Raw genomic sequence first — 16,044 nt, forward strand, 5'->3', positions numbered from 1 at the left:
GCTAAAAACATAAAATGAAAAGAATTGCCATACTTGGTTCCACAGGTTCCATCGGCGTGCAGGCACTGGATGTGATTAGGGCAAACCCGGACAGCTTTGAGCTGGAGGTGATCACCGCCCACAGCAACGCCGACCTGCTGGTGCAGCAGGCCTTGGAGTTTAAGCCAAATGTAGTCGTAATTGCCCGGGAAGACCTGTACGAACAGGTGCAGCAGGCGCTGCAGCACGAGGATATTAAAGTATATGCCGGCAGCAAGTCGCTTTGCTCGGTAGTGGAGATGGGCACCGTGGACATGGTGCTCACGGCCATGGTAGGCTATGCCGGCCTGCTGCCAACCATCCACGCTATCAAAGCGGGCAAGCAGATTGCCCTGGCTAACAAAGAGACACTGGTGGTGGCGGGGCAGCTCATCACTAGTCTTGCCAAAGAAAAGGGTGTGAACATCTATCCTGTAGACTCTGAGCACAGCGCCATTTTCCAGTGCCTGGCCGGAGAATTTCATAACCCGATCGAGAAAATCATACTGACAGCCTCCGGTGGGCCGTTTAGAGGAAGAACCGCAGCAGAACTGGCCGAAGTAACCAAGGCTCAGGCCCTGAAACACCCGAACTGGGATATGGGCGCCAAAATCACCATCGACTCGGCTTCCTTGATGAACAAAGGGCTGGAGGTAATTGAGGCCAAATGGCTTTTCGGGCTGAAGAACGAGCAGATAGAGGTGGTGGTGCATCCGCAGTCTATCATCCACTCGCTGGTGCAGTTTGAGGATGGCTCCATTAAGGCGCAACTTGGCCTGCCCGACATGAAGCTGCCGATACAGTACGCGCTGGGCTATCCGCAGCGGTTAAAGTCTGATTTCCCCCGTTTTAGCTTCCTGGATTACCCGCAACTGACTTTTGAGCAGCCGGACCTGAAGACTTTCCGAAACCTGCAGCTGGCTTTTGATGCCATGGAGCGCGGCGGCAACATGCCCTGCATCCTGAACGCGGCCAACGAGGTGGCTGTCAGTGCTTTTCTGCGTGACGAGGTTGGTTTCCTGCAGATGTCCGACATCATCGAAAGCTGTATGGCAAAAGTTGCGTATATTGCGAATCCTTCTTACGAAGACTATGTTACTACAGATGAGGAAGCCCGCAAACAGGCTGCAGCATTATTAAACAAATAAACATTACTACCTGTTGCCTAAGCTGGCAGCGCTATAAAACAGATAATTTTTTCTTTTTAGATGGATATATTGATCATGGTGGGCCAGCTCATACTGGGCCTCACAATTTTAGTTGGTTTACACGAGCTGGGGCACATGCTAACGGCCAAGTGGTTTGGAATGCGTGTCGAGAAGTATGCCATTGGCTTCCCGCCAAAGGTTTTTGGTAAGAAAATAGGCGAGACAGAGTACATGCTGGGCTTGATCCCGCTAGGTGGATTCGTGAAAATATCCGGTATGGTAGATGAGTCGATGGATACAGAGGCCCTGAAAGAGGAGCCGAAGCCGTGGGAGTTCCGCGCCAAGCCAGCCTGGCAACGCCTGATCGTGATGATGGGCGGCATTATCGTGAATGTGATCACAGGTATCGTCATCTTTATCGCGCTTACTTATACTTATGGCGAAGAGTACATACCTGCCAAAGAGGTTAAGTATGGCATTGTAGCCAATGACCTAGGCAAAGAAATCGGCTTTCAGACGGGCGACAAAGTAGTGGCCGTGAATGGCAAGGAGCTGGAGAAGTTTGAGGATATCCGCTCGATGGAAGCGTTGCTTGGCAGCAACTCCTACTACACTGTGGAGCGTAACGGCCAACTGGTGGACCTGAAGGTGCCGGTTGACCTGATGGACAAACTGGCCGACAAGAAGAACGAAGCATTTTTTGTAGAGCCGCGTCTGCCGTTTAAGGTGGGGCAGGTAGTAAAAGGCAGTGCCGCTGCCAAAGCAGGCCTGCAGCCGGATGATTATATTACCATGATAAATGGGCAGAGCGTGAAGTTCTTCCATGAGTTTCAGGAGTCCATGCAAGCTAACAAAGGTAAAGCCGTTACCATGACCGTGGAGCGCGATGAGAAGCTGGTGAAGCTAAAGGCAGAGGTAGGAGAGGATGGAACCATCGGTTTCCAGGCGGTGCCACTGCTGCAGACAGCCACCCGCGAGTATAGCCTGGGAGAGGCCATACCGATGGGTACTGACCAGGCCTTTGGCGTGATCACGGCTAACCTGAAAGGCTTTGGCAAAATTTTCCGCGGCGAGGTGTCTGCCTCAAAGTCACTGAGCGGCCCGATCGGAATAGCCCAGATCTTTGGCGATACGTTTAACTGGTACAAGTTCTGGAGCATCACGGGTATGCTCTCGATGGTGCTGGCCTTTATGAACTTCCTGCCGATCCCGGCACTGGATGGTGGCCACGTGGTTTTCCTTACCTATGAGATGATCAGCGGTCGTAAGCCGTCAGATAACTTTTTGGAAAATGCTCAGAAAGTGGGTATGGTTTTATTGTTAGGCTTAATGGCATTTGCTATCTTTAACGATGTATTTAAGATAATCTTCTAACAAAGATTTTCCTCATGGAATCCATCGTTCGAGTATTTTTAGCAAACTTAATCCTTTTCTTATTATTTGCATTTAACCAGGTTTTAGCTGCACCGGCTGCTTGGCCTGAAAATATAAACCTGAACGCTGTCGCTGCTCAAAGCGACAGCGTGTATCAGGTGCAGCAGGGCGATACCTACTACAGCCTTTCGCGCCGTTTCAGCATTCCGCTGGACTCTCTGCAGACCTGGAATGGGAACACCCTTCAGATCGGCCAGACGCTATACCTTACCAACCCAAACACCAGGGAAAAGTTAGCCGCTACCACGGCTGCCGCTCCTGCCGCTAAACCGGCTCCCAAACCAGCCCCGGTAGCAAAAGCTGCTGCTACGCCAACGCCAAAACCGGCCCCTGCAAAATCTGCCGCTACCCAGAAAGCTGTAGAGAGTACCTCGGCCTTTCCGGCACCGGAGCCCAAGCCAGCCGCCTACAAAACCAAAAGCCGCATCCTGGTGGTGCCTTTCGACCCACATTTATACTTCTCCGATGCTGATTACGAGATTGCGCGCCAATCCAGAATTCCGCGTCAGAATGTGCGCCATGTGTTCCGTGGCCGCCTGAACGCCATGATGGCGCCGGAAGGTTACGAAACCATTCACCTTTTAGGTGGCGTGTACCGCGACAGTGTGAGCGAGTTGAGCCGCCTGTACAAGTCGCTGAACTATGGCTACGCAGATAACAAGCAGTCGAGGTTTAACCATCAGCCGGAGGTGAAGGAAGATAAAGGGGGAATGCTGAACTGGGTTAAAGACCAGAAAGGTAAATTGGGGCTAAAGGGCCAGCCAGCGGTGCTACCCGTGGCGCAGGACCCGGACAAGCACTTCGGCGTAACCGTAAAGAACCCCGAGTTCTTCAGCTATTTCAACAACCAGTACGGCATCGACTACTACGTTTTCATCAACCAGTTTGAGGTGAAGACGATTTACGAGAACTGCCTGGATCGTGCCGCTCAGAACTACCAACGCGATTTTACGGTGCATTACAGCATTTATGACAGCAAGGGCGAGCTAGTGTCCGGTAATAAGGTAAAAGTGCCCTATGAGTCTAACATCAACGATGTACAGCGCATTGTGAGCGACAGCATGCCGAACATGGCCAAGCGTGTGCTCTCTGATCTGCCGACTGCCAAAAAATAAGCTGCCCCAGGAACTGGTACTACATTTGCTACCGTTTACCTGTTTACAAACGAAATCCTCATGAAGTATAAATTCCTGCCTTTCCTCTTATTGCTGCTGACCGTGTGTATGGCACAGCCTGCCGCCGCCCACGATTACCACGCCAGCATTGCGGATGTACGCTTTAACCCCCGCACGCAAAACCTGGAGGTGGCTGTAAAAGTGTTTATGGATGACCTGGAGGATGCTCTCTCGCAGCGTAACAAGACAAAAGTAGTATACAGCCATACTTCGGAGCAGGTAACGAAGTACCTGACAGATTACCTGGCAGCCAACCTGTCGCTGGAAGTGGAGAAAGGGAAGCCTTTGAAGCAGAAGTTTCTGGGCTCGGAGGAAGATGCCGATGTGGTGTGGATGTACCTGGAGGTGCCGGTGGATCGGGAGAGCCTGCCGCAACTTTACGTTAAAAATGCTGTGCTCACGGAACTCTTCTCTGACCAGATGAACATCGTGAACATTAACTACAAAGGCAAAACCGAAAGTGTGCTGCTGCAGCGCGGCGAAACGCAGAAAAAGGTAGCGCTATAGTATAAACTACAAGTATAAAGTATAAATAGAGGCTGGATTCCTGGGAGGGACTCAGCCTTTTTGTTTTTCTGTCGCAACCCTGGCTTTGGCTGCCAGCCCCGAGAAGAGGAGAGCCATCATCCAGCCGCTGATCAGGGTGGCAATCAGATCGCCGGGTTCATGCACAAGGTGAGGGCGCACCAGCATGTTCAGCAGCAGGAACAGGAAGCCTGCGGCAACAACACCAAACCAAAAGATAAACCAAGGCTTTCTCTCCGTCTTAAGCAGCGGTGTGGATGGTAAAAGGTGTACATACCCTAAGATGGCTACAAACCCTACGGCAGTACTTAGGTGCTGAAGTAGTCGGTGTAGTTCAATTTTGAAATCTATAAAAGGGATTTCCACAACAGTGCTGAGCACCGGCAGAACCGATACGAAATAAAGGCTCTGGTGCGTAAAGCTATCCCAGAACAGGTGCGAAAAAGCACCCAACAAAGCCGAAGAGCTGACGACAAGCCAGTTCGCGCGGAGGTACTGGAGCCAGTCTGCGGGGTAAGTTTGCGCCAGCGCACGCTTTTTAAAGTATGGCGGCAGGAACTGCACTGCCAGATCCCGCACGGTGGAATGAAACAGCAAACACAGGAGCAAAGTTACCGGCAGGTTAAAGAGAAGCAGGCCGGCCAGCGTATGGCTAACTTCACTCTGTGTTCTGAGCCGGAAGAAGTACTCAAAATCTGGCGCCATACTCCCTATGACTAAGGCAGTAGCTGAAAACCAGCGGCGGCGCAGTAGTGGAAGTATAATAGCAGGGTGGGCGGCAGTAAATGGCATATCAAGGTTGTGTTCCCTTGCTACTAACGTAAATGCTAAAGCAGGGTGTTGCCAGTTGCCCGAAATCTGCTGTTAATTTCTAGGCTTAATGATGATGAACTCCACGCGGCGGTTGATGCGGCGGTCTTCCTCGGTCACCTCCTCGCGGATAGGCTTGCTGCTTCCGTAGCCAATGGCATCTATACGCTCTGTGCCGATGTTCACCTTGCGCTCAATGTATCGCTTAATGGCATCAGCACGGTCCTGGGAAAGCGTGAGGTTGAAGTCCGGGTCCCCGGCGCTATCAGTGTGGCCTGCAATCTCGAGGCGGTGTGTCGGGTGATCGATCATGAAGTAAGCCACTTCGTCGAGTATCGGCTCCATGTCCGGCGTAATATCCGACTGCATCGGCTCAAACTCTATGTTCTCAAACACCATCGGTATACTGTAGTCGATCACCGATGTCATGATATCCAGGGAGGTGTCGCCTCTTAACTCCAGTTCCCGTTCTATGGTGAAGAAATCAGGGCTCTGGATGAGGATCATGTAGCGGGTGTTATCGATCAGGTTAAACTCAAAGGAGCCATCCGGCCGCACATACTTACTGGATATCTCGATGCCGTTGTCCATATCAATAACAGAAATAACGGCAGAAAGCGGCTTGTTGGTAACTGAATCGGTGAGTATACCTTCCACCTTGGTTACCGCCAGCGGGTGCGCCTCCATCGGCAACGGGAACGAGTAGAGATCCAGGTTTTGGATGTCGTTGGCCTCGGAGCGGGCATAGTATAGGTTTTTGGAGCCTGCATCAATTGTAAAGTAATACTCGCTGCCGCGGCCGTTTACCAGTGGGCCAATGTTGCGCGGCTCCTGCCAGTGCCGCTGCACCAGGTATGTTTTGTAGATATCGAAATCGCCGAAATTATTGAGCTGACCGCGTGAGCTAAAGTATAAAACCTGGAATTTCGGGTGCAGGAAAGGGCTCACCTCGCTCTCGCGGGTGTTAATGACCGGGCCCATGTTTTGTGCCGGCGCCCAGTTGCCGGATTTGGTTTTGTAGGTAAAGTAAATGTCTGAAAGGCCAAAGCCGCCCAAGCGGTCTGATGCAAAGTATAGCGTGTCCTCCTGCTTGGATAGGGTTGGCTGCGAGTCCCAGGCGGGGCTGTTCACGTTGGCACCCAGGTTTTTGATCTGGCCCCAGCTGCCGTCGTCCTGGCGTGTGGCTATGTAAATGTCGCAGTTGCCGTAGCCGTCCGGCGACTCGCAACGGGCAAAGTATAAGGTCTTTCCGTCGCGGCTCAGGCAGCCAGACCCCTCGTTGTAGATACTGTTTATCGGCTTCCCAAAAGACTGTGCCTCCTCCCAAAAGCCGTTGTTCTGCTTGCTATAAAATAAGTCTTCGTTAGAACGGTTCTGCAGGCCGCCTACGTTGCGCTTAGAGGTGAAGATAAGCACCTCGTTCTCATCGTTCAGGGTAGGGCCGTAGTCGGCATAGGGGGAGTTAATGGCATTGCCCATGTTCAGGTAAACTCCCTGTGGCGGCTTAAACGATACAATAGACTTGCGGTACTCCACCAGCTCATAATAATAGTCCAGCGGCACGTAATAGTCTTTGGTATTCTGCTCCAGCGAGTCGTAGTAAGACATCACGTTTCGGACGTCGGAGCGGTGGTGTTTCAGTACCAGGCGGTACAGCGCTTTTGCTTTTTCAACGTTGCCCTGGCGCTCGTGCAGCTGGCCCAAGCGCCAAAGCAGTTGGGTGTCTTTGTAAAAATTTTCAACCCCGAAATTGTGCACATACTCCTCCAGCAGCGGAAGAACTTTGTTGTATTGCTTACGTTTCTCCAACCTATGTATAAGAGATAGCTTCTTACGGTCGCGATAGTAAGGGATTTTGTTTAAATTGGGAAAATCAAGGTGTAGTTCAGGGTCTGGCTGAGACTTTGCAACCTGCAGGTTAGCCTCGGAAACATCGCTGGGGTCAACGTGTTTTATTTGCTGCGCCTGCACCGTGGCAGGTAGCAGGAGCGTGAGCAGGAAGTATACCAACAGGAACAAGCGATTCATCAGCGATGCAATTTTGCCCAACGCTCAAAGATATTAATTTTGCGCTATATAATTGTGAATGTGCTGCCGGTTAGTGCTATTTTTTTGTGGGTGTCCGGGAGATATTCAGAAACCGGACAAATCATCAGCCTGAACAGCCTTGGCACAAGTCTTGAACAATAAAGCAGCGCAGGGAAACCGGGGGAGAAACGGTGTTTTCCTGCCAAATTGGCACTGATCTAAAATATGAACCAAACATTTAAGCACTTTCTGCAAAACCTGCTGCTCAGTAGCGCGTCGGATGACGGCGACATGGAACTGATACCCGTGATAACTGCTGAGATAGAAGACGAGATGACTCCGGTAGACCTGCCTGATGAACTGCCGATACTGGCAGTGCGCAATACGGTACTGTTCCCGGGGGTGGTGTTGCCGATTACGGTAAGCCGCAAAAAGTCTGTTAAACTGGTGCGCAAGGCACACAGTGGCGGCAAAATCATTGGCGTGGTGGCGCAGAAGAATACTATTTCCGATGATCCTTCGGCAGAAGACCTGTACGATGTGGGCAGCGTTGCCAAAATACTGAAGATGCTGGTGTTGCCGGATGGTAACACGACCATTATCATTCAGGGCCAGAGCCGCTTCAAGATAGAGGAGGTAACGCAGGAAGACCCGTACCTGGCGGCCAGGGTAAGCCTGTGCGAGGAAACGCCGATGGACAAAAAATCCAAGGAGGTGAAGGCACTGGTGCAGTCGCTGAAAGATGCGGCGGCCAAAATGCTGAAACTGAACCCTGAGATACCGCAGGAGGCCCAGGTCGCGCTCGACAACATCGACAGCCCAAGCTTTCTGACGCACTTCCTGTCGAGTAACCTGAACGTGGAGGTGGCTCAGAAGCAGGAGCTGCTGGAGGTGAACGACGGCAAGGAGCGCGGTACACAGCTGCTGGAACTCATGCTGCGCGAGATACAGCTGCTGGAACTGAAGCAGGAGATTCACTCCAAAGTACATACCGACATTGACCAGCAGCAGCGCGATTATTTCCTGCGCCAGCAGATAAAGGTGCTGCAGGATGAGTTGGGCCAGGAGGGACCGGACCAGGAGATCGAGCGATTCCGGGAACGTGCCAAGAAAAAGAAGTGGCCTGAGCCCGTGGCGCTGCACTTTAAAAAAGAGATTGATAAGCTGGCCCGCCTGAACCCGCAGGCAGCCGAGTACCCGGTGGCGGTAAGCTACCTGGAGTTTCTGCTGGATCTGCCGTGGAGCGAGTACACCAAAGATAACTTTAACCTGAAGCGCACCAAAAAGATACTGGATGCAGACCACTACGGCCTGGAGAAGGTGAAGGAGCGCATTCTGGAGTACCTGGCCGTGCTGAAGCTAAAGCAGGACATGAAGGCACCTATACTTTGCCTCTACGGACCTCCGGGTGTGGGTAAAACCTCGCTAGGCCGCTCCATTGCCAAGGCATTGGGCCGCAACTATGTGCGCATGTCGCTGGGTGGCGTGCGCGACGAGGCCGAGATCCGTGGCCACCGCCGCACCTACGTGGGTGCTATGCCGGGCAAGATCATCAGCCAGATCAAGAAAACAGGTTCCTCCAACCCGGTAATTATACTTGACGAGATCGATAAACTGGCCTCTGATTTCCGTGGCGACCCATCCTCTGCCCTGCTGGAGGTGCTGGACCCGGAGCAGAACCATACATTTATGGATAACTACCTGGATGTGGAGTACGACCTCTCAAAGGTGCTCTTCATTGCCACGGCCAACTCTCTTGAAACCATACAGCCCGCCCTGCGCGACCGTATGGAGATCATCGAGCTGACGGGTTATACCTTGGAGGAGAAAACAGAGATTGCCAAGCGCCACCTGGTGCCCAAGCAGATAGCCGATCATGGCCTGGAGCCAGAGGATGTGAAGGTGCCCAAGGCCACCATTCAGAAACTGATCGAAGACTATACCCGCGAATCGGGCGTTAGAAACCTGGAGCGGAAGATCGGGCAGCTGGTGCGCAACACAGCCAAGCAGAAGGCCATGGAGGAGGAGTTTGCCAAATCCATCAAGCCGGAGGATGTGGTGAAGATCATGGGTTCCGAGATCTTTGACAAGGAGATTTACCAGGACATCGACACGGCTGGCGTGGTAACGGGCCTTGCCTGGACCTCGGTGGGCGGCGATATCCTGTTCATCGAAAGTATACTTAGCCGCGGTAAAGGCAAGCTTACGCTATCGGGCCAACTGGGCGATGTGATGAAGGAGTCGGCCATGACGGCCATTTCATACTTAAAAGCGCACGCCGAGCTCCTGAACATAGACTACCGCCTGTTCGATCAGTACGACCTGCACATCCACTTCCCGGAGGGTGCCGTGCCGAAGGACGGGCCGTCGGCGGGTATTGCCATTTTTACCTCTATTGCCTCTGTGTTTACGCAGCGTAAGGTGAAGGCCAGGTTAGCGATGACCGGAGAGATCACACTTCGGGGTAAAGTATTGCCGGTGGGAGGCATCAAAGAGAAGATCCTGGCGGCCAAGCGTGCCGGCATCATTGATATCATACTTAGCCAGAAGAACAGGAAGGACATTAACGAGATTCCGGAGCAGTACATCAAGGGCCTGCACATAAATTATGTAGATCGTGTGGATGAGGTGGTGAAGATCGCCCTGCTGAAGGAGAAGGTGAAGAACCCGCTGAAGCTGACGGTGCGGGAGGAGAAAGCAGAAGCAGATAGCTAGCATACTTTTGTCATCCGGTAAGGATCTTGGTTGAAAATTTACAATGCTGTTGCGACCGCTATCAAGATTTTTACCGGATGACATTGAACTTTATACTTATCTCAGGATTAATAACTTGAAAACCGTTGCCTTTATACTTTGCGTGCTGCTAGGCCTTGCATTCACGGCAGAGGCACAGGTGGGCGGCCAGCGGGGATTTCCGTTTCTGGAGCTGCCGGCAAGTGCCAAGCAAGCTGCTTTGGGAGGTATAAACGTTACGGCAGGCGGCCACGACGTGAACATGGTGAACGCAAACCCGGCGCTGCTGAACCAGGAGATGGATGGGCAGGTGAGCCTGAGTTATGTCGGTTACCTGGCCGACATCAAGCAGAGCCACGCGGTTTACGCCTTCAACTCGGAGAAGTATGGCCGTTGGGCGGCAAGTATAAATTACCTGAATTACGGGGACTTTATAGAGCGCGATGCCACAGGTATGGAGGTCGGTACTTTCAACGTGAACGATTATACCTTGGCGCTTACCCATTCCCGTGAAGTAGAAGCCTTTACCATTGGCGCAACCGCAAAAGCAGCCGTGTCAAGTATAGCCGGCGACCAGGCTGTGGGTGTGTTGGCAGATGCCGGAGCTGTTTTTAAGCACCCGGAGAGAGACTTTACCGTGGGGCTGGCGTTTAAGAATGTAGGTTACCAGGTGAAAACATTTGACAGCGGGGAGCGGCAGCAGATGCCCTGGGATGCACAGCTGGGCGTAAGCTATAAGCCGGAGCACATGCCGGTGCGGCTCTCGCTCACGGCACACCGCCTGTACCAGTTCGATATCGTGTACCTAGACCCTAACGCGCCGGGCAGGCTAGATGAGAATGGCAACGAAGTGAAGGAGGAGAAGAAGCTAAGCGATAAAATAGCCCGACATTTTGTGGCGGGTGCCGAGTTTGTGTTCAGTAGGAACTTTCAGCTGCGAGCCGGTTACAACCACCTGCGCCGCAAGGAACTGCGGCTGGAGAGTAAGTCCGGTGGGGCTGGTTTCTCGGTAGGGGCTATGCTGCGGGTGCGGAGCTTTGAACTGAACTATGGCAGCGCCTTTTTCCATCCGTCGGGCGCCACGCACTACATCACCATCGCCACCAACACCGGCACGTTCCTCAAAAAGAAAAGCAGTTAATAACCAAACAGCCTCATGGCTTGTATTAGCTATAGGCCGGGTTTGATTTTTTAATACAAGAAGAAGACATGTTAGATAATATTGCATCGTTAACGCCAGCCCAGATTGTAGCGGAGCTGGATAAATACATCATCGGGCAGAAAGACGCCAAACGCAACGTGGCCATTGCGCTGCGTAACCGCTGGCGCCGCATGAATGCCGATAAAAGCATCCAAAGTGATATTGTGCCGAACAATATCCTGATGATCGGGGCGACAGGTGTGGGTAAGACAGAAATTGCCCGCCGCCTGGCCAAGATCGCCGATGCGCCTTTCACGAAGGTGGAGGCCTCTAAATTTACCGAGGTGGGCTACGTGGGCCGCGACGTGGAGAGCATGGTCCGCGACCTGGTGGAGCAGTCGGTGAACATGGTAAAGCAGAAGAAAAAGGAGGAGGTGAAGCAGAAAGCCGCCGAGGTGGTTGAGGATATCATACTTGACGCTCTTATCCCCCCGATTCAGGGCCGCGCCACGCCTGGTTACTCCTCCACTTCTGACCCGAATGTTGTGCCGGACAACGATTACGAGCTGAACGAGCGCACCCGCGAGAAGTTCCGTGAGAAGATCCGCAACGGAGAGCTGGAAGACCGCAAGATAGAGATACGCGTGCAGCAAAGCACCATGCCGGGCATGGGCGTGATGGGTCCGGGTATGGATGAGGCTTCCATGATGAACATCCAGGAGATGATCAGTGGCATGATGCCGAAGAAAACCAAGAAGCGCAAGGTAAGCATTGCTGAGGCGCGTAAGATTTTACTGGAGGAGGAGGCTTCTAAGCTGATCGATATGGATGAGGTGAAGGAGGAGGCGATCTTCAAGGCGGAGAACTCCGGCGTGATCTTTATCGATGAGATTGACAAAGTAGCCAGCTCCAGCAAAAAAGGCAGCGGGCCGGACGTAAGCCGCGAAGGCGTGCAGCGCGACCTGTTGCCAATTGTGGAGGGTTCCACGGTGAACACCAAGTATGGCATCATCAACACCGACCATATCCTGTTCATTGCCGCCGGTGCTTTCCACGTGGCCAAGCCATCCGATCTGATTCCGGAGTTGCAGGGCCGCTTCCCGATCCGCGTGGAGCTGGATAGCCTGACCAAAGACGATTTCTACCAGATTCTGAAGTTCCCGAAAAATGCCCTCACCAAGCAGTATGAGGCACTGCTGTCGGCAGAGGAGGTGGAGCTGTCGTTCAATGACGAATCTCTGGACGAGATCGCTTCTATTGCCTACGAAGTGAATACCGAAGTAGAGAACATCGGCGCACGACGCCTGCACACGGTTATGAGCCGCCTGCTAAACGACATTCTTTTCGACGTGCCGGACAAGATAGGAGCCAACGCACACATCCTGGTTACCCGCGAGATGGTGCAGGAAAAGCTGTCGAGCATGGTGAAAAACCGCGATCTGAGCCAGTATATTTTGTAGTTAGAGAGTTTGGGAGTTTAGGAGTTGGAGAGTTAAAAAGCTGCATCTGGCGCCGGTATCTAACCTGTGTTGCATCGTGTGTTGCGAGTCTCCAGACTCGCTTTTGAGCAGGTTTATACTCTAGCTATACTTTAAAAGCCAGTGTTTCTGCATCTGCAGAAACACTGGCTTTTTATTTGGAATATAAAATATGTTGGTAAAGCCTTATATTTAGGCGTGTTAATATCTATCAAAGTTTATCCGTGAAAACAAATTTTACAATCGTATTAGTAACGCTTATACTTTACGTTGCTGGTAGTCACCCCTCAAGAGGGCAGGCCCCTAAATTTGGACAAATTGATATGGCTGACCTTGCCATGTCCACCTACGCACCAGATACTTCCGCTGCAGCTGTCATTCTTTCAGACCATGGCAGCCTGGAGTATGTTCACGATTATTATGCAGCTTTTGTGTTTAAACGCCACGTTCGGATCAAAATTCTGAAGAAGGCAGGATATGAATGGGGTAACGTTGATATACCTTATGTGAAGGCTGGTGGCAGAGGAGAGCAGGTAACTGAAATTAAAGCATCTACCTTTAACCTTGTTAACGGGCAAATAACAGAAGATAAAATAAGAGGCAAAGAGATCTATGACGGTCGCCATGGCGCTTTTGTGCATCTTAAAAAGTTCGCCATGCCTAATGTGAGAGAAGGCTCTGTAATAGAATATACTTACACCATTGATTCGCGGTACCTCCATAACTTGAAAGAATGGAGCTTCCAGTCATCCATACCAATTGTGTGGAGCGAGTATCGTGTTAAAATGCCTGAACAGTATGCATTTAAAATGGTGAAGCAGGGCAGCCATCCACTTTATACGCCTGAGGACCTTGGCCTGAAGTATAATTTCAGGAAAGAAGGCAACCGTTGGATAGCGAAGGATGTGCCAGCACTACACCTGGAAAGCTACCTTACTACCTTATCCGACTATCTAACTAAGATAGAATTTGAGCTTTACAAGATAAACTATTCTTCAGGTAACCAGAAGATACCAACCGGTGACTGGAGCGAGTTTGCCGAAATTTTAGCGGAGGATGAAGATTTTGGTAAACATTTGAAACCGGCCGGCAGGTTCGGAAAACAGATAGAAAAGATCAAGGCTAAAGATACAAACCCACTGCAGCAAGTAGAAGGAATTTACAGCTTTGTGCAGGATAGTATGAAGTGGAATGGCTACCATAGCCTGAGGCTTGAAAAGACACTCCCTGAGATTCTGAAAAAGCGATCGGGCGATGTTGCAGATATAAATATGCTGTTGATAGCAATGCTAAGGGAAGCTGGTTTTGATGCCAACCCTGTGTTGGTAAGTACCCGCAGTCACGGCAAACCTTACAAAAAAACACCGCTCTTCACAAAGTTTGATTATGTAGTTGCGCAGGTGAAAATTGATGAAGCAGAATTGCTTTTAGATGCTACAGAACCTCAGTTGTTACCAGGCATGCTACCAATCCGCTGCCTGAATGGTGAGGGGTATTTAGTGGAAGGTGCCGAGTCTAAATGGATTTCGCTAAGCACAGGAGCTTCTTATAGCAACTATCATATAAAGAACTTAACAGTTGATAACTCCGGTAAAGTAAGTGGTACCGGAGAAGAATTATTGGATGGCTATAGTGCACTCTCAACAAGGCAAGCTATAAAAGAAGAGGGGGCCGATAAGTATGCTGCTGCCTATAGTGGCGCGGGTAGCTCTAAAGTAACTGAAGCTATCATTAGTAATATAGATAGCCTCGATAAACCATTAGCTATCGCGTACAAAATTACAGCAGACAATGCTGGCAGCGCCAATACGATTTACCTGAATCCGATAATGGGTAGTGGGGTTTCTAAAAATCCGTTTCAGAACCCCGTGCGCATATATCCCGTTGATTTTGCTGCTCCGATTAAGGAAACAATTGTGTGTAACGTTAAAGTGCCCACTGGCTGGAAAGTGGAAGAAGTGCCACAGAATATAAGCCTGACTTTGCCAAGCCACAGCGCCACCTATACTTATATGGTGCAGCAAATAGGTAACATGCTGATGATAATTAGTAAGTTAAATGTCAATAAAACACTGTTTAGCCCAGAGGAATACCCACAACTGCGTGAACTGTATCATCAGGCAGTTGCAAAACATGCGGAGCAGGTTGTGTTCAAGAAAGAAGCAGTGAACTAAGGATTAATTAAGAAGGCCAAATACAAAAGCCAGTGTTTCTGCCAAAGCAGGGGCACTGGCTTTTTGTTTTGGCTGGGATTTTATACTTTGAAGAAGGAAAAGATCTCCAAATGAAAAGTATAAATGAAAGGCCTCCAGCAGCGGTAGCCTTGGCGATTCTAATGCTGTTTGCGCCAGTATTGAGTTATTGGAAAATAGGTGGCATCTTATCCTGCTGATTGGAAGAAGGCAAGTTATTTTAGGCTCAGCGTTAACAGTTGTAAACAAGCAGAAACGAAAGGCGAAGAAGATTTCAAAAAAGGAATCCTCAGGATGTACTTTACAGGTGGTTTTGACGAAGACATGCTAAGTTTTCCTCATACCTTTTACAAACAACTTGAAGAGAAGTATAAAATAGAAGTGATACTGGCAGGTGATGTTGGTTATCCTCACTTCTGTTGCTACAACTTAAAGATGGATGGTTTGCTGTCAGGAAGAATTGGAGAAGGAACAATTGAAAAGCTGTATCAAAAACTGCATAAGGCGGAATATGGAGAATAACCTTGCCAGCCATCTTATCCGTAATCTTAAACTCTGATCGTTCTAATTTTTTAACCCTCTAACCTACAAACGAACCCTATGAATGTCTATATCATCACCGGAGCCAGCAAGGGCATAGGCAAGGCATTGGCCGAAGAACTGCTGAAGGACGAAAACAACCATGTAGTGGGCGTGTCGCGTACCTGCAGCATCAAGCACCCGAACTACCGCCACCAGCCACTTGATTTCTCGGATATACCCGCCGTGGAGCACAACCTGCAGAAGGTATTTCTACCTTATAAAGATGCTGAGCGGCTGGTTCTGATCAACAATGCCGGTGTGGTGGGCGATATTGGGTATGTGGGAGAGGGGATGCCCAACGAACGCTTCGAGTTTGTGTTTGATGTGAACGTGATCGTGCCCGCCATGCTCATGAACACATTTCTGGAAGTATACCGGGAGCAGCAGGCGCAGAAGGTGGTGGTAAACATTAGTTCCGGCGCGGGCAAGTACCCTGTGGACGGCTGGGCCAGCTACTGTGCCTCCAAAGCCGCCATCGACATGCTCTCGCAGACGGTGCAGTTGGAGCAGGACAAGCGCGGCACAGGCGTAAAGGTATTTGCGCTTTCGCCGGGCGTGGTGGATACGCATATGCAGGAGCAGATTAGGGAGAGTGACGCCAGCCGCTTTAGCACCGTGGAGAAGTTCCGGCAGTATAAGGAAAATAACGAGCTGGCATCGCCGGAAGAAGTAGCCGTTAAAATTGCTGATTTCCTGAACCACACCAATAATTACAATGAGGTTGTTGTTTCGGTGCGTAATATGTAAAAAAGGGAACCTAACGGTTAGGCGGTTATATCA

Annotated in this window: 12 protein-coding genes; 10 read left to right on the plus strand and 2 right to left on the minus strand. The window is 50.8% G+C overall.

All coding sequences use genetic code 11. The features are described from left to right. Positions 1 to 14: 14 nt before the first annotated feature. The 4 genes from OO017_RS02095 (at position 15) to OO017_RS02110 (ending at position 4,282) form a co-directional block, all read left to right on the plus strand. Entirely contained in the window at positions 15 to 1,166 is a 1,152-nt protein-coding gene (locus OO017_RS02095; RefSeq protein ID WP_266050776.1) for a 1-deoxy-D-xylulose-5-phosphate reductoisomerase, read from the plus strand. Positions 1,167 to 1,226: 60 nt separating this feature from the next. After that, positions 1,227 to 2,540, plus strand: coding sequence for an RIP metalloprotease RseP (gene rseP / locus OO017_RS02100; RefSeq protein WP_266050777.1), 1,314 nt, complete (start codon positions 1,227 to 1,229; stop codon positions 2,538 to 2,540). 149 nt (positions 2,541 to 2,689) lie between these two features. Continuing rightward, entirely contained in the window at positions 2,690 to 3,715 is a 1,026-nt protein-coding gene (locus OO017_RS02105) for a LysM peptidoglycan-binding domain-containing protein (protein WP_266050778.1), read from the plus strand. A 60-nt stretch (positions 3,716 to 3,775) separates the two neighbouring features. Beyond that, positions 3,776 to 4,282, plus strand: a complete 507-nt coding sequence (locus tag OO017_RS02110; protein ID WP_266050779.1) for a DUF6702 family protein — start codon at positions 3,776 to 3,778, stop codon at positions 4,280 to 4,282. A 51-nt stretch (positions 4,283 to 4,333) separates the two neighbouring features. On the opposite strand, the gene OO017_RS02115 is transcribed toward OO017_RS02110, so the two are convergent. Together OO017_RS02115 and OO017_RS02120 are read right to left on the minus strand one after the other, a co-directional pair. Further along, entirely contained in the window at positions 4,334 to 5,092 is a 759-nt protein-coding gene (locus OO017_RS02115; protein WP_266050780.1) for a DUF4184 family protein, read from the minus strand. A gap of 72 nt (positions 5,093 to 5,164) precedes the next feature. After that, on the minus strand, positions 5,165 to 7,138 hold the full coding sequence (locus OO017_RS02120) for an OmpA family protein (RefSeq protein ID WP_266050781.1): 1,974 nt from the start codon (positions 7,136 to 7,138) through the stop codon (positions 5,165 to 5,167). A 225-nt stretch (positions 7,139 to 7,363) separates the two neighbouring features. Here OO017_RS02120 and lon point away from each other — a divergent pair, with 225 nt between their 5' ends. The 6 genes from lon (at position 7,364) to OO017_RS02150 (ending at position 16,011) form a co-directional block, all read left to right on the plus strand. Then, complete coding sequence (gene lon, locus OO017_RS02125; protein ID WP_266050782.1) at positions 7,364 to 9,853, plus strand: endopeptidase La; 2,490 nt, start codon at positions 7,364 to 7,366, stop codon at positions 9,851 to 9,853. 115 nt (positions 9,854 to 9,968) lie between these two features. After that, on the plus strand, positions 9,969 to 11,012 hold the full coding sequence (gene porQ / locus OO017_RS02130; protein WP_266050783.1) for a type IX secretion system protein PorQ: 1,044 nt from the start codon (positions 9,969 to 9,971) through the stop codon (positions 11,010 to 11,012). Positions 11,013 to 11,080: 68 nt separating this feature from the next. Next, a complete protein-coding gene (gene hslU, locus OO017_RS02135) occupies positions 11,081 to 12,472 on the plus strand; it encodes an ATP-dependent protease ATPase subunit HslU (RefSeq protein WP_266050784.1) in 1,392 nt (463 codons plus the stop codon). A 242-nt stretch (positions 12,473 to 12,714) separates the two neighbouring features. Then, entirely contained in the window at positions 12,715 to 14,664 is a 1,950-nt protein-coding gene (locus OO017_RS02140) for a DUF3858 domain-containing protein (protein ID WP_266050785.1), read from the plus strand. A gap of 198 nt (positions 14,665 to 14,862) precedes the next feature. Then, positions 14,863 to 15,204 (plus strand): hypothetical protein, encoded by a 342-nt coding sequence (locus OO017_RS02145; RefSeq protein ID WP_266050786.1) that lies wholly within the window; start codon positions 14,863 to 14,865, stop codon positions 15,202 to 15,204. A 78-nt stretch (positions 15,205 to 15,282) separates the two neighbouring features. Continuing rightward, positions 15,283 to 16,011, plus strand: a complete 729-nt coding sequence (locus OO017_RS02150; RefSeq protein ID WP_266050787.1) for an SDR family NAD(P)-dependent oxidoreductase — start codon at positions 15,283 to 15,285, stop codon at positions 16,009 to 16,011. The last annotated feature ends 33 nt before the right edge of the window (positions 16,012 to 16,044 follow it).

This window comes from Pontibacter anaerobius (genome assembly GCF_026241195.1).
In the GTDB taxonomy this organism is placed as follows: Bacteria; Bacteroidota; Bacteroidia; order Cytophagales; family Hymenobacteraceae; genus Pontibacter; species Pontibacter anaerobius.